15 protein-coding genes are annotated in these 13,331 nt (G+C 50.6%); 8 read left to right on the top strand and 7 right to left on the bottom strand.

Going from position 1 to position 13,331, the window contains the following annotated elements:
* Positions 1 to 4: 4 nt before the first annotated feature.
* The 4 genes from trkA to def form a co-directional block, all read right to left on the bottom strand.
* Positions 5 to 1,381 carry a Trk system potassium transporter TrkA gene (gene trkA, locus Q0852_RS18865; RefSeq protein ID WP_299020670.1) on the bottom strand — a complete coding sequence of 459 codons (1,377 nt, stop codon included), beginning with the start codon at positions 1,379 to 1,381 and terminating at the stop codon, positions 5 to 7.
* Between the two features lie 94 nt (positions 1,382 to 1,475).
* Positions 1,476 to 2,789: a 16S rRNA (cytosine(967)-C(5))-methyltransferase RsmB gene (gene rsmB, locus Q0852_RS18860; RefSeq protein WP_299020913.1), complete on the bottom strand. Its 1,314-nt coding sequence runs from the start codon at positions 2,787 to 2,789 to the stop codon at positions 1,476 to 1,478.
* An 89-nt stretch (positions 2,790 to 2,878) separates the two neighbouring features.
* Positions 2,879 to 3,823 (bottom strand): methionyl-tRNA formyltransferase, encoded by a 945-nt coding sequence (fmt, locus tag Q0852_RS18855; protein ID WP_299020668.1) that lies wholly within the window; start codon positions 3,821 to 3,823, stop codon positions 2,879 to 2,881.
* An 11-nt stretch (positions 3,824 to 3,834) separates the two neighbouring features.
* The gene (def, locus tag Q0852_RS18850) at positions 3,835 to 4,347 is read right to left on the bottom strand and encodes a peptide deformylase (protein ID WP_299020666.1); all 513 of its coding nucleotides are present in this window, start codon (positions 4,345 to 4,347) and stop codon (positions 3,835 to 3,837) included.
* A gap of 397 nt (positions 4,348 to 4,744) precedes the next feature.
* On the opposite strand from def, the gene Q0852_RS18845 reads away from it, so the two are divergent.
* From Q0852_RS18845 to Q0852_RS18830, 4 genes are read left to right on the top strand one after another with little or no spacing between them, the layout of a single operon-like run.
* Positions 4,745 to 5,821 carry a LysM peptidoglycan-binding domain-containing protein gene (locus Q0852_RS18845; protein ID WP_299020664.1) on the top strand — a complete coding sequence of 359 codons (1,077 nt, stop codon included), beginning with the start codon at positions 4,745 to 4,747 and terminating at the stop codon, positions 5,819 to 5,821.
* A gap of 36 nt (positions 5,822 to 5,857) precedes the next feature.
* On the top strand, positions 5,858 to 6,952 hold the full coding sequence (dprA, locus tag Q0852_RS18840; RefSeq protein ID WP_299020662.1) for a DNA-processing protein DprA: 1,095 nt from the start codon (positions 5,858 to 5,860) through the stop codon (positions 6,950 to 6,952).
* Positions 6,953 to 6,954: 2 nt separating this feature from the next.
* A complete protein-coding gene (locus tag Q0852_RS18835; protein WP_299020660.1) occupies positions 6,955 to 7,428 on the top strand; it encodes a DUF494 family protein in 474 nt (157 codons plus the stop codon).
* Between the two features lie 34 nt (positions 7,429 to 7,462).
* On the top strand, positions 7,463 to 8,020 hold the full coding sequence (locus Q0852_RS18830) for a topoisomerase DNA-binding C4 zinc finger domain-containing protein (protein ID WP_299020658.1): 558 nt from the start codon (positions 7,463 to 7,465) through the stop codon (positions 8,018 to 8,020).
* Between the two features lie 95 nt (positions 8,021 to 8,115).
* Here the strand turns inward: Q0852_RS18830 and Q0852_RS18825 are convergent, their stop codons facing one another.
* Both Q0852_RS18825 and purE read right to left on the bottom strand, forming a co-directional pair.
* A complete protein-coding gene (locus Q0852_RS18825) occupies positions 8,116 to 9,231 on the bottom strand; it encodes a 5-(carboxyamino)imidazole ribonucleotide synthase (RefSeq protein WP_299020656.1) in 1,116 nt (371 codons plus the stop codon).
* Complete coding sequence (gene purE / locus Q0852_RS18820; RefSeq protein WP_299020653.1) at positions 9,231 to 9,719, bottom strand: 5-(carboxyamino)imidazole ribonucleotide mutase; 489 nt, start codon at positions 9,717 to 9,719, stop codon at positions 9,231 to 9,233. The genes Q0852_RS18825 and purE overlap by 1 nt, the downstream gene beginning before the upstream one ends.
* A gap of 207 nt (positions 9,720 to 9,926) precedes the next feature.
* On the opposite strand from purE, the gene tsaC reads away from it, so the two are divergent.
* From tsaC to Q0852_RS18800, 4 genes are all read left to right on the top strand, one after another.
* On the top strand, positions 9,927 to 10,484 hold the full coding sequence (gene tsaC / locus Q0852_RS18815; protein WP_299020651.1) for an L-threonylcarbamoyladenylate synthase type 1 TsaC: 558 nt from the start codon (positions 9,927 to 9,929) through the stop codon (positions 10,482 to 10,484).
* Positions 10,485 to 10,492: 8 nt separating this feature from the next.
* On the top strand, positions 10,493 to 11,398 hold the full coding sequence (hemF, locus tag Q0852_RS18810; protein WP_299020646.1) for an oxygen-dependent coproporphyrinogen oxidase: 906 nt from the start codon (positions 10,493 to 10,495) through the stop codon (positions 11,396 to 11,398).
* A gap of 96 nt (positions 11,399 to 11,494) precedes the next feature.
* Complete coding sequence (gene aroE, locus Q0852_RS18805; protein WP_299020644.1) at positions 11,495 to 12,316, top strand: shikimate dehydrogenase; 822 nt, start codon at positions 11,495 to 11,497, stop codon at positions 12,314 to 12,316.
* A 2-nt stretch (positions 12,317 to 12,318) separates the two neighbouring features.
* Entirely contained in the window at positions 12,319 to 12,582 is a 264-nt protein-coding gene (locus tag Q0852_RS18800) for a DUF1488 domain-containing protein (protein WP_299020641.1), read from the top strand.
* 5 nt (positions 12,583 to 12,587) lie between these two features.
* Here Q0852_RS18800 and Q0852_RS18795 read toward each other — a convergent pair whose 3' ends face one another.
* Entirely contained in the window at positions 12,588 to 13,127 is a 540-nt protein-coding gene (locus Q0852_RS18795) for a gamma carbonic anhydrase family protein (protein ID WP_299020639.1), read from the bottom strand.
* Between the last annotated feature and the right edge of the window lie 204 nt (positions 13,128 to 13,331).

The following is a 13,331-nucleotide window of genomic DNA, read 5'->3' as shown; positions in this document are numbered from 1 at the left end:
ACTACTACAGGAAGAACGGACTAGGTTGGAACAGGCGCTCTACGTCTGGGATATATTTCTTGTCGACCAGGAACATCACAACGTGATCATTCTGCTCGATAACGGTACGATCGTGGGCAATTAGTACCTCATCGCCGCGAACCACGGCACCAATGGTGGTACCCGGTGGTAGCTTGATATCGCCAATCGCCCGGCCGACCACTTTCGAGGTTGTGGAATCGCCGTGGGCAATGGCCTCGATGGCTTCGGCTGCCCCGCGACGCAGTGAGGAAACGTTAACAATATCGGCTTTGCGCACATGGGTCAGCAAGGCGGAGATCGTCGCCTGCTGTGGTGAAATCGCGATATCGATAGTACCGCCCTGCACCAGGTCGACATAGGCACCGCGCTGGATCAGCACCATGACTTTCTTGGCTCCCATCCGCTTGGCCAGCATCGCCGACATGATATTGGCTTCATCATCGTTGGTGACCGCAATGAATACGTCGATCTGCTCGATATGCTCTTCGCTTAGCAGCTCCTGATCGGAGGCATCACCGCAGAAGACGATGGTATCTTCCAGCATTTCGGACAGGTTTTCTGCCCGCTCCGGGTTTCGCTCAATCAGTTTGACACTGTAGTTCTGCTCTAGGCGACGGGCCAGACCGGCACCGATGTTACCACCACCGACGATCATCAGGCGTTTGTATGGTTTTTCCAGTCGCTGTAGCTCACTCATAACCGAACGGATATGGTTGCTGGCAGCGACGAAGAAGACCTCGTCATCGGCTTCGATAATGGTGGTGCCTTGCGGACGGATCGGACGTCCCTGACGGAAAATCGCAGCGACCCGGGTATCGACATGAGGCATGTGCTCGCGCAGGGCTGACAGGGCATTACCGACCAGCGGTCCGCCGTAATAGGCCTTAACGGCAACCAGGCCGACTTTGTCTTCGGCAAAACCGACTACCTGCAAGGCGCCCGGATATTCGACCAGACGTTCGATATAGCCTGTGACCAGCTCCTCCGGTGCAATCAAGTGATCGACTGGCACAGCATCGGACTGGAATAGCTGCTCTTTCTCTCTCAGGTATTCCGGCGAGCGGATACGTGCCACCCGGTTAGGGGTGTTAAACAGAGTAAAGGCTATCTGGCATGCAATCATATTGGTTTCGTCAGAGTTGGTGACGGCAACCAGCATGTCGGCATCCTGTGCGCCAGCTTCCCGTAAGGTACGGGGATGGCTGGCAAAGCCCTGAACGACACGTAGGTCGTATTTGTCCTGTAGTTCGCGCAGGCGCTCGGGATCTTTGTCGACGATGGTGATGTCGTTGTTTTCACCAACCAGGTTTTCGGCCAGCGTCCCGCCGACCTGGCCAGCGCCAAGGATGATAATTTTCATAGCATATGTGCCTGATTATTTACTCTGCTTAAGGTTACTACGCTTGTGGCCTGAGGCCATCCCGGGAAACTCAGATTTTAAAAGATTTAGCTTTTTATTGGGCTTTACGGATTACGGCGTAGTAAAAACCGTCCATGTCATGTTCACCTGGCAGGATCTGACGACCAGGTTGTTCCGCATCACTGCCGATTAATTCGGCATCAGTAGTGCGGGACAAGAAGGCTTTGACTTGCTCGCTGTTTTCTTGCGGAGTGATGGAACATGTCGCGTAAACCAAGGTGCCGCCCGGCTTGAGCTGTTGCCACATGGCATCGACGATTTCGGCCTGCAGCTGTGCCAGGGCATCAATATCTTCGGCACGACGCAGCCACTTGATATCAGGATGACGGCGGATCACGCCGGTCGCCGAACATGGGGCATCAAGCAGGATGCGGTCGAATTGCTCCCCTTGCCACCATTTTTCCGGATAGCGGGCATCGGCACACAGTACTTTTGCATTAAGGTTCAGGCGTTTCAGGTTCTCGTGGACGCGAGACAGACGTTGCTCGTCGCAGTCGATGGCAACTACTTGGGTGTCTTGCTGGCGTTCCATAATATGAGCGGTTTTACCGCCCGGAGCGGCGCAGCAGTCCAGAATGAGTTCACCGGCTTGTGGCGTTAAATATTCGACCGAGAGCTGCGCAGCAGCATCCTGAACAGATACCCAACCGTCAGCAAAACCGGGTAGTTTGCTGACATCACAAGGGCTGTGCAGGCGAAGGGCATCCTGGGCTTCAGGGTGGATATCGGTGTCGATACCTGCTTGGTTCAGTAGCTCGCGGTATTCATCGCGGCTATGGTGGCGGCGGTTGACACGCAGCCACATTGGCGCCTTGGTGTTGTTGGCATCAACGATGGATTCGAATTGTTCCGGGTAGCTCTGTTTAAGTAGTTTCAGCAGCCAGCCCGGGTGGCCGTAGCGACCGGCATCATTGCCTTGTGCTTTCGCGTCCAGCTCTTCCTGTTGGCGCTGGTAGTTACGCAGTATCGCATTGATCAAGCCGCGCAGCTGAGGCTTTTTCAGGTTTTTAGTTGCGTTAACTGTTTCAGCTACGGCGGCATGGGCCGGAATTCGCATATACCCCAGCTGGTATAAGCCGACTAGGATCAGATGGTGAAATACACGCTGTTTGCCTTTTAGGGGCTTGTCCATCAGTTGGTTGGTGACAGACTCCAGACGAGGTAGCCAGCGCAATACGCCATAACAGATCTCCTGTAGCAGGGCGTGGTCACGATCTCGGATCGTTTGCTGGGCAGCAGGCAGGGCGTTGGAAAGGGATTGGCCCTGGTCAACAACCTGATAGATCACCTTGGCTGCAGCGGCTCTTACATTCATTCGAGTTTCCTGAAGTTGTTTCCGTAAACGCATCAAAGTGATGTGCATGAAGCATTTACGTCAGAATAGTTTCGTTTCCATTGGGCGGAAAAGAAAAGCCAGTGCAAGCACTGGCTCGATCATTACAGTACGGTACCGGGTTCAAACCAGTCGCGGCGGGAGTTAAGTAGATCCTGCGCTTTCATGGCTTTTTTGCCCGGGGGTTGCAGCTCGGTCAGGCGTAGTGCGCCCTCGCCAGTGGCAACCAAGATACCGTTTTTGTCTGCGGCCAGAATAGTACCTGGCGCCTGGTTCTGGTTGTCGACTTCGACCTGACTCTGCCAGACTTTGACGTTTTGCTCAGCAACAACAAAGTAGCTCATCGGCCATGAGTTGAAGGCGCGGATGCAGCGTTCAATTGCTACCGCATCCATCGACCAGTCGATTTTTGCTTCTTCTTTGCTCAGTTTCTTGGCGTAGTTAGCCAGTTCGTCGTTCTGTTTCTCCGGTACAGCAGTACCTGCGGCGATGTCGTTTAGGCAGTCAATCAGTGCCACTGGTCCCAGTTCGGCCAGCTTTTCATACATAACTGCACTGGTGTCTGTCGCTTCGATTGGTAGGGTGGCAATTTTCAGCATATCGCCGGTGTCCAGGCCTTCATCCATCTGCATAATGGTAACGCCGGTTTCTTTGTCACCGGCCCAGATTGCACGCTGGATAGGTGCTGCGCCACGCCAGCGAGGCAGAATTGAACCGTGGACGTTGATGCAGCCCAGTTTTGGCGTTTCTAACACTTCGGTCGGCAATATCAAGCCGTAAGCCACTACGACCATTATATCGGCATTCAGTGCGGCCAGCTCCTGCTGGGCTTCTTCATTGCGCAGCGATGCTGGCTGGTAGACCGGGATATCATGCTCAACGGCAATAGTTTTTACCGGACTGGCGGTTAATTTTTTGCCGCGGCCGGCCGGGCGATCCGGCTGGGTGTAAACGGCGATAACTTCATGCTGTGAAGACAACAACGCCGCCAGGTGACGGGCGGCGAAGTCTGGGGTACCAGCAAAAACAATACGTAACGGTTTGCTCAAGGTAGCCTCGATTATTGGTTTTTTTCGTTGAAACGCTTCATTTTTTCCATTTTTTGTTTGATACGCTGGCGCTTTAGTGGCGACAGGTAGTCAACAAATAGCTTGCCTTTCAGGTGGTCAAGCTCGTGCTGGACACAGATTGCCAGCAGATCTTCAGCGTCAAAGGTAAATTCGTTACCGTCACGGTCTAGGGCCTTGACGGAGACTTCTGCGGCGCGCGGCACCAAAGCGCGAGCGCCAGGAACAGACAAGCAGCCTTCTTCAATGCCGTCTTCACCACGTTTGTCGGTGATTTCCGGATTGATAAGTACCATTGGCTGATTGCGTTCTTCTGACAGGTCGATTACAACGATACGTTGATGAACATCAACTTGGGTTGCGGCAAGGCCGATCCCTTCTTCGTCATACATAGTTTCAAGCATGTCATCGACGATTTTTTGGATTTCAGGCGTTACTTTTTCTACCGGTTTGGCAACGGTACGAAGGCGCTCATCAGGGAATGTTAATACTTGCAATACAGACATAGGTACTCGTAAAAATAGACAGTGCTAAAAACTAACGTAGCTTATTTGCTCTAATTCTAGTCATTTTAGAGATCAAATAACAGCACTCGACGGGATTTGGTAGTCCCTCCCCCGATAACTGTCAACCTGACGTTGCACTGTTGAGTGCTTTGGGACTGTGGTTAAATTGTTAGCTGAAAGCAAATTTCAGCTTCAGTTGATGAAAAGCGGACAAGGGAATAGTGAACTGCCCCGAAAAGTCATGGGGCGTTGTTATGTGTACGTGGACATATTAATGGGCCAGTGACAACCTGCCTGTCTCAGCCTGAATATAGTCGGTATCTGCCGTCTTTACAGGAGGGGGTGTAATTTGCAGGTGGTGACCTGCAGTGCCATGATTTTGTTCAAGGAAGATAGCATGAGACAGCCCGTCTTATTTCTCGCGCTAGTTTTGTTTGCTTCACTCGGTTGGGCTAGCCAGCCTCAGCCAATCATCAAGAAATATATTCCATCTGTTTATACCGTAATAAAAGGCGATACCTTGTGGGATATTTCAAAGCATTTTCTGGCTAATCCCTGGTTATGGCCTCGGTTATGGGAGGCTAATTCCTATATCAAGAACCCGCATTTGATTTATCCGGGAGATAAACTGCACTTGGTGTGGGTTGATGGGCAGCCTCGGCTTCGGGTCAAAAAATCGGTTAAGCTGTCGCCCAGCATTCGTATCAAACGCTCGCCAATCACGACCCTGCAGGAGTCGCTGATGCTGCCTTATTTGGCTGAGCACAAGTTGCTGACGCCATCTAAACTTGAACGTCTGCCGCGGATTTTGGGAGATAGCAGCAATAAAGGCTATATGTCTCCGAGCGACGCTGTTTGGGTGGATAGTACCTTGGTGCAGGGAGAGAAATGGTGGGTGTATCGGCCGGATACCGAATTTAGCCGTACGCAGGAAACTGATGAAGGTGAGCAGAAAATGCGGGTTTTGGCGTTAAAGGAGATCGCCAGGGTAAAGGTGACCGAGAGTCAGGATGACATTAGCCGGGTAATTATCGGTCAGTTGCGTGAGGAAATTCGCCAGAATGATGTGTTGCTGCCAGCACCGCTTCCGGGAGCCGAGATGGATCTGAGTTTTGCGCCATCGCCACCGCCTGCGGGGCTTGAAGCTAAGGTCTTGGGTCATCTGGAGGGACATAATTATATTGCGACTTCACAGGTGGTTGTGATTGACCGCGGCCATTTAGATCAGCTGTCTGCCGGGAATATTTTGCAGTTGTACCGCTCAGGAGCGGTTGTTAAAGGAAGCAAGGGTGATTATCGTTATAAAGACCGGAGCGGCAGTTTGTTCAGTAATCAGTTTCAGTTAAGTGATGTTGCTATTGGCGAGTTGATGGTGCTCCGGCCCTATGAGCATTTTAGCCTGGCTGTGGTTACCCGAGCTAGCGAGCCATTTTGCTCTGGTGTGTTGGCACTGCCTCCACGGACCACACTTTGAACTTAGGCGATTGGTCTTGCTCCCTGGTGTGGCGTCATGAGCGATCTTGATAGCTGGTTGGCGTTGGCTGACGTCCCGTACCTTGGGGGAAACCGGATCAGTCAGTTATTGCAGTATGCTTCTCCTTCTCAACTGTGTCAGATGCCGGCGGAGCAATTGCTGGCTATTGGACTTAAGCCTGCTCAAATTGCCCGTTTGCAACAGCCGAGAGCCCGGCGCATTGACCGTTGCCTTGCGTGGGCTGAGAAACCAGATCACGTCATCCTGACTTTAGACTCTCCTGGTTACCCTACCCTGCTTAAAGAAATCGCTTCGGCACCGCCGTTGTTATTTGTCCGTGGTGAGTCGCATTGGCTTCATGAGCCGCAGTTGGCGGTTGTTGGCAGCCGCTCTGCCAGTATTGATGGCAGAGAGTCGGCCTATGAGTTTGCTGCTGCTCTGGTGGCGGCAAACTATGTTGTAACCAGTGGTTTGGCATTGGGTGTTGACGGTCAGGCCCATTACGGGGCTTTGAAAAATGGCGGTGCGACTATTGCCGTGATGGGTTCCGGATTGGAGCAAATCTACCCTGCCCGCCACCGTGAACTGGCTAGCCAGATTGTTGAACAAGGGGCTTTGGTTTCTGAGTTTTGGCCTGATGATAAACCTAGACCACAGAATTTCCCGCGGCGTAATCGAGTGATCAGCGGATTGTCTGTTGGCGTATTAGTCATAGAGGCGGCAGAAAAAAGTGGTTCTCTGATCACGGCCCGTTATGCCCTGGATCAAGGGCGTGAAGTTTTTGCTTTACCCGGCTCGATCCATTACCCCGGTAGCCGAGGATGTAATGCATTAATTAAATCTGGTGCTAAATTGGTAGAAAGCCCGGTCGATATATTTGATGAGGTAGGTGTACTAACGGAGTGTGTGAAAAATAACCAGTTAAACTCGCCGTTGCCACAACCTGAAAATGAAGAATTGCCATTTTCAGTGGTGTTGGCTAACGTAGGCAATGAAGCAACACCCGTAGATGTAGTTGCTGAACGCTGTAAACTACCCGTGTATGAAGTTATGATGCAATTATTGGAACTTGAATTGCACGGTGTAATCAAAACAGTGCCCGGTGGCTATATCAGAACGAGGAGGGGCTAGTTATGATGGATATCCTTATGTACCTGTTTGAAACTTATATCCATAGTGATGTGGAACTATTGGTCGATCAGGACGAGCTTTCAGATGAGCTGCTGCGCGCGGGGTTTCATCAGGAAGATATCTATAAAGCTCTGACATGGTTAGAGAAGCTGGCTGCATTGCAAGATACTGAAAACACCCCATACATGAATAACAGTGCTGTTACTTCTATTCGTGTATATACCGCTCAGGAAATGACGCGGCTCGATACCGTCTGCCGTGGCTTTTTGACCTATCTTGAGCAAATCCATGTTCTGTGTGCTGATACGCGTGAAATGGTTATTGACCGTGTAATGGAGTTGGAAACGGCCGATTTTACTCTTGATGATCTGAAGTGGATTATTCTGATGGTGCTGTTTAATGCACCGGGTAACGAAAGTGCCTATAGCCAGATGGAAGAGCTGCTTTATGGCGCTGAAGACGGTTATATTCACTAATCGCACCAGCCTGGCCGGCGAATGAAAGAGTTATATGTCTGGAAAAATTAACGAGCAACTGTTTGCGGCTCATGAACATGCCTTGTCTCAGGAAAAGTGTTGTCCCCAGTGTGGTGGCGACCTGGTCATTCGCAATAGCAAGCGCGGCCCGTTTTTGGGGTGCGCGGGTTACCCCGCTTGTGATTATATTAAATCGCTGAGTCAGAATGATGGCCATATTGTGAAGTACCTGGGCAAGCCATGCCCTGATTGTGGTGATGAATTGCTGTTGCGACAAGGTCGATACGGCATGTTTATTGGCTGTGCTGGTTACCCTGACTGCCAGCATATCGAATCACCGGAAAAGAAAGCCGAAGATACCAAGCTGACTTGCCCGCAATGTGGGAAAGGTCACCTGATGGAACGGAAGTCACGTTATGGCAAGCTGTTCTATGCCTGTGATCAATATCCAGCTTGTCGCTTTGCGATTAATAACAAGCCTGTTGCTGGCGAGTGTCAGCAGTGCAGTTTTGGTTTGCTGATTGAGAAAAAGCTGGCTAGCGGTATTAAATATCAGTGTGCTGATAGGAAATGCCACGCTTACCAGGAATAAAGCCTCTAGGCTCTTATCATTAATGAGTTTTATCAAACAAGGCCAGCAGATGCTGGCCTTGTTGTTATTTGGGAGTCATGACGAGTAGTGCATTGCTATTGATGTATTGCGGGAAAAGTCGTGGGGTCTAAATGTCTGGCAAGCTCATTTAGTTTGGCTTTCAGTTCATTTGGTGATTGGGCGCAGATATTAATGTGGCCCATTTTTCGTCCCGGTCGCTTTTCTTTGCCATACCAGTGAACATGGCACTGTGGCAGAGCCAATACTGCATCGTCGAGGTGGTTTTCTCCAAGAATATTGACCATGGCTGTTGGCCGAACCAGTGCAGTGCTGCCAAGTGGTAATCCGCACACTGCCCGAAGGTGGTTTTCGAATTGGCAGATTTCGGCGCCTTGTTGAGTCCAGTGGCCGGAATTGTGCACGCGAGGAGCAATTTCATTAACCAGCAACGTACCGCCAACATCAAAGAATTCGATTGCCAGTACCCCGACATAACCTAAGGCATCGGCGATGGCTCGGAACATGACTTCGGCTTGGTTTTGCTGTTTGGTTTGCGCCCTGTCGGCTATCGACAGGCTGAGTACGCCACTGTAGTGGGTGTTTTCTGTGAGCGGATAGATCGCAATGCAGCCATCTTTGCCCCGGGTCCCTATTAGGGATACTTCGCGGTCAAAGGAGATAAACTCTTCAGCCACAATTGCTTGCCCTGAGGTACTAGCTATGAAAGCATCTATTTCTTGCCACAGTGGTTCGATATCTTCTGGAGAGGTTAGCCGCCACTGCCCTTTTCCATCGTAGCCGCCGAGGGCTCCTTTGAGCACCATAGGGATCCCGACGATTTCGATTGCTTTCTCCAGATCCTCTCGGTTGGCTATTATTTGATATTTGGCGTTCGAGACTCCGGCGCGATCGAGCAGTCTTTTTTCTAGTCGTCTATCCCCTCCGGCCTTGATGGCTTCAGTTGTTGGCATCAGCTTACCGCTGGCCTGACAGATACTCAGGATTTCATGAGGAATATGTTCAAATTCTGCCGTGATCACATCCGCATAGGTAATGGCGGTATTTAGCCCTTTCATCTTCAGCTGTTGAGTGAGCGGGTGGACAACCTGGCCTGTACCGACATCATAGGCCAGAACTTCAATGTTCAGAGGGGCTCCGGCCAGCGCCATCATACGAGCCAGTTGCCCGGCTCCGAGTACCAATACTTTCATTATGCGTCCTCGGCCGGATTGGGGTTGTTCAATACGGTATCGGTCTGCTCGTTACGGAACGTTTCGATGGCCGTCATTACGTTGCTGTCCTGGATGCCAATTATCTGGGCTGCCAGTAGTCCGGCATTGGCGGCTCCGGCTTCGCCGATTGCCAGGGTACCAACGGCAACCCCTTTTGGCATTTGGACGATTGAAAGCAGTGAATCCATACCTTTCAGGGCGCGGGATTGAACGGGTACCCCTAATACTGGAAGGCTGGTAAAGGCTGCTGTCATACCAGGCAGGTGGGCGGCCCCGCCAGCACCGGCAATAATTACCTTGATGCCGCGTGACTGGGCATTTTCAGCATATTCAGCCAGTAGATGTGGAGTACGGTGAGCAGATACCACCTTAGTTTCGTAAGGTACATTGAAACGTTCCAGCATTTCAGCAGCATGCAGCATGGTTGGCCAATCTGACTTTGAGCCCATGATAATCCCAACTTTCATCCCGATCTCCTTAGGGTTGCATAAAATGAAGGCATGAATTGCATCTCGTGCCGTGCATTATACGATGTTCAATCAGCAAGGCAAACGTTTGCGTTGGTGGTTTTGTTTCATTCTATTATCAACGTAGAGTTGAGGAACCTGACTCGGTATGATAGGTAAATAAATAGTTAAATCTGGTATCTGCCGGAATTATAAATAGAGGGTAAAGTGGAAAATTTAGCGCAAGTTGTTGCTGCTCTGAAACAGGGAGAGGTTGTTGCCTATCCTACAGAGGCTGTATTTGGTGTGGGATGCGATCCTGACAATGAGCAAGCCGTACAGAAACTACTGGCGCTGAAACAGCGTCCGGTTGAAAAGGGGCTGATCTTAATAGCTGCTGATTATGAGCAGCTCATGCCTTATGTCGATGATAGCCAGTTGACTGCTGAGCAGATACAACGGATCCAGGCAACCTGGCCGGGGCCGGTCACCTGGGTTATGCCAACTAAGCCAGGAGTCCCGAACTTCCTGACCGGTCAGTTCGATACGATTGCTGTGCGAGTGACCGATCATCCGTTGGTACAGGAACTATGTCGTCAATTTGGTAAGCCGTTGACTTCGACCAGTGCTAACCTGACAGGCCAAGAGCCGGGACGTACTGCGGAAGAAGTAAAACAGCAGTTAGGTGCGTTTTTGCCTGCTATCTTGCAGGGAAATACCGGTGGTCGTGATAACCCTTCTGAAATTCGCGATGCCATAACAGGGAACGTGTTTCGCCAAGGATAGAAATCACTATGCAAGAAGTCAGCAAGCAAGCGGTAAAAGCCTTTCTTCTCGATCTCCAGGAGCGCATTTGTCAGGCGCTCGAACAGCAAGATGGTAAGGCCGCTTTCGAGCAGGATCAGTGGGAGCGTGAACAAGGTGGGGGTGGTCGCAGTCGCGTGCTGCGTCATGGCCGGATCTTTGAACAGGCCGGGGTGAATTTCTCACATGTGTTTGGTAGCAAGATGCCGGCGTCAGCGACGGCCCATCGACCAGAGTTAGCAGGGCGCAGTTTTGAGGCTATGGGCGTTTCTTTGGTGATCCACCCGAATAACCCTTATGTGCCGACCTCGCACGCTAATGTCCGTTTTTTTATTGCTGAAAAAGAAGGTGAAGAGCCAGTATGGTGGTTCGGGGGCGGCTTCGACCTGACTCCTTTCTATCCATTTACAGAGGATTGCCAGTATTGGCACGATACGGCCAAAACTATCTGTGCTCCATATGGCGATGATGTTTATCAAGAGCATAAAGCCTGGTGTGATAAATACTTCTATCTTCCCCATCGAGATGAAACCCGCGGTGTCGGTGGCCTCTTTTTTGATGACCTCAATGACTGGGGGTTCGAGAAGTGTTTCCGTTATATGCAGGCGGTAGGTAATGGCTACCTGAATGCTTACCTGCCGATTGTCGAAAAGCGCCACCCTACCCCGTATGGTGAGCGAGAGCGTGAGTTCCAGCTATACCGACGAGGTCGGTATGTTGAATTTAATCTGGTTTATGACCGCGGTACTCTATTTGGCTTGCAGAGCGGTGGACGGACTGAATCTATTTTGATGTCAATGCCGCCTCTGGCGCGTTGGGAGTATTGCTACGAGCCAGAATCAGGCAGCCCAGAGGCTGACTTATACCAAAACTATCTCAAACCTCGGGATTGGTAATTGCGCTGACGAAGCGTTTGAGCCTGCCTCAGCCAGAGATAGGGCCTGTTTACTGACCCTATTTTTTGACAAATTCTACCTATATGGAATAGCTACATGGACAAGTACGTTGTTTTCGGCAACCCGATTGCCCAGAGTAAATCGCCTTTAATCCACACCTTGTTTGCACGTCAGACATCTCAGGCGATGACCTATGAAGCGCAGCTCGTTCCCCTGGATGAGTTCAAGGCAGCGGCCGATCATTTCTTTTCTTTTGGCGGACGTGGCTGTAACGTTACAGTTCCTTTTAAGGAAGAGGCTTTCCTTTATGCGACTCAGCTAACCGAGCGCGCTAAACTGGCTGGTGCCGTAAATACCCTGAAAAAACTCGACGACGGTGTGATTCTCGGTGACAACACTGACGGTGAAGGCTTGGTGCAAGATTTAATGCAGCATCAGGTTGAGTTGCCAGGAAAGCGAATTTTATTGATCGGTGCTGGCGGGGCTGCTCGGGGGGTCATACTTCCTTTGCTGGCTAAGCAGCCGGCACAGTTGGTTATTACCAACCGAACCTTATCTAAAGCAGCGCAATTAGCCGAGGTGTTCTCTCAGTATGGAGAGGTAGAGGTTGCGGCGCTGGATGACTTGGATGCGCCGACTTTTGATGTGATCATCAACTCGACCTCAGCCAGCTTAAATAATCAGTTGCCTGGGATATCAGAAAAACTAATTACCCCTGATGTCACTTGCTATGACATGGTATACGGTTCAGCGAGCACGATCTTTAACAGGTGGGCGAAAGATCTAGGGGCTGGTAAGACACTAGATGGTCTGGGAATGCTGGTCGGTCAGGCAGCTGAGAGCTTTATGCTATGGCGCGGGATCCGTCCGGGGGCCAGACAAGTGCAGCGAGAACTACGTCGAATAATGAAGGAATAAACATGAACCAAGATATTTTATTTGCCGACATTCAACTTTGGGATAGTAACAGACAGGCGGTGAATTTTCCTGCCCAGCAGGCAGGCGCTCTGATCACCTGTTGGGTCAGCTTGGCATGGTTGCAAAAGGAAGTGGATAAGCCGTTGATTGAGGAAGCTGATATTTTGTCCACCTTTTCCGTTTACCGTTTTGATTTGGAAGAGTTGGCGGAAGAGCTGATTGAAGAGGAAGAATTTAACCAGGACGGTGATATCGAAGTTGGCTAACCGAGCTACTGCTCGGCTAGGTATTCATTTTTCAGTCGGACGTAGTTATCGGCTGAAACAGATAAGAAGGCACGCTCTTTGACACTTAAAGGTCGTGCTTGCTTTACCGGGCTACCAATATACAGATAGCCGCTTTTAAGGCGCTTACCTGGTGGAACAAGGCTGCCAGCCCCAATGATAATGTCATCTTCTATTATTGCGCTATCCAGTATGATAGTTCCCATCCCTACTAATACCCTGTTGCCCACTTGGCAGCCATGTAACATTGCTTTATGACCAACAGTGACATCTTCTCCTATAATCAGAGGATGGCCTTCAGGTTGGTCGGGAGTTTTGCGGCTAACGTGCAGTACTGTACCATCTTGGATATTGGATCGCGCACCGATAGTGATGTCATTGACATCTCCCCTAGCGGCGACAAGAGGCCAAATACTGGCATCCGCTTCAAGAGTAACTGAACCGACCAATATGGCAGAGGCATCAACATAGGTACTGGGTGCGAGTGTTGGGTAGTTTCCTTTATAAGAACGCAGTGGTGATGTCATGATGGTAACCTTTTTTATCTTATTCTGATGAGAATAGTGATGGAATGGTGTGATTTACAGCGGGAAATGATGCGATTGATCGTTAATTGCTCGGTTGAGCGGAAAAAGCAAGATTATTTCAAAAAGTCCCTTGCCAACGTGATCGAAGTCTCTATAATGCCATCTCACCGATACGGAGCACGGCAACTAAAGCCAGCGACGTGA

Origin of the sequence: uncultured Photobacterium sp. (genome assembly GCF_947502415.1) — a bacterium.
Taxonomy (GTDB): Bacteria; Pseudomonadota; Gammaproteobacteria; order Enterobacterales; family Vibrionaceae; genus Photobacterium.
The sequence above is the reverse complement of the archived record's forward strand: the minus strand, read 5'-3'. Positions and strand labels throughout refer to the sequence as shown.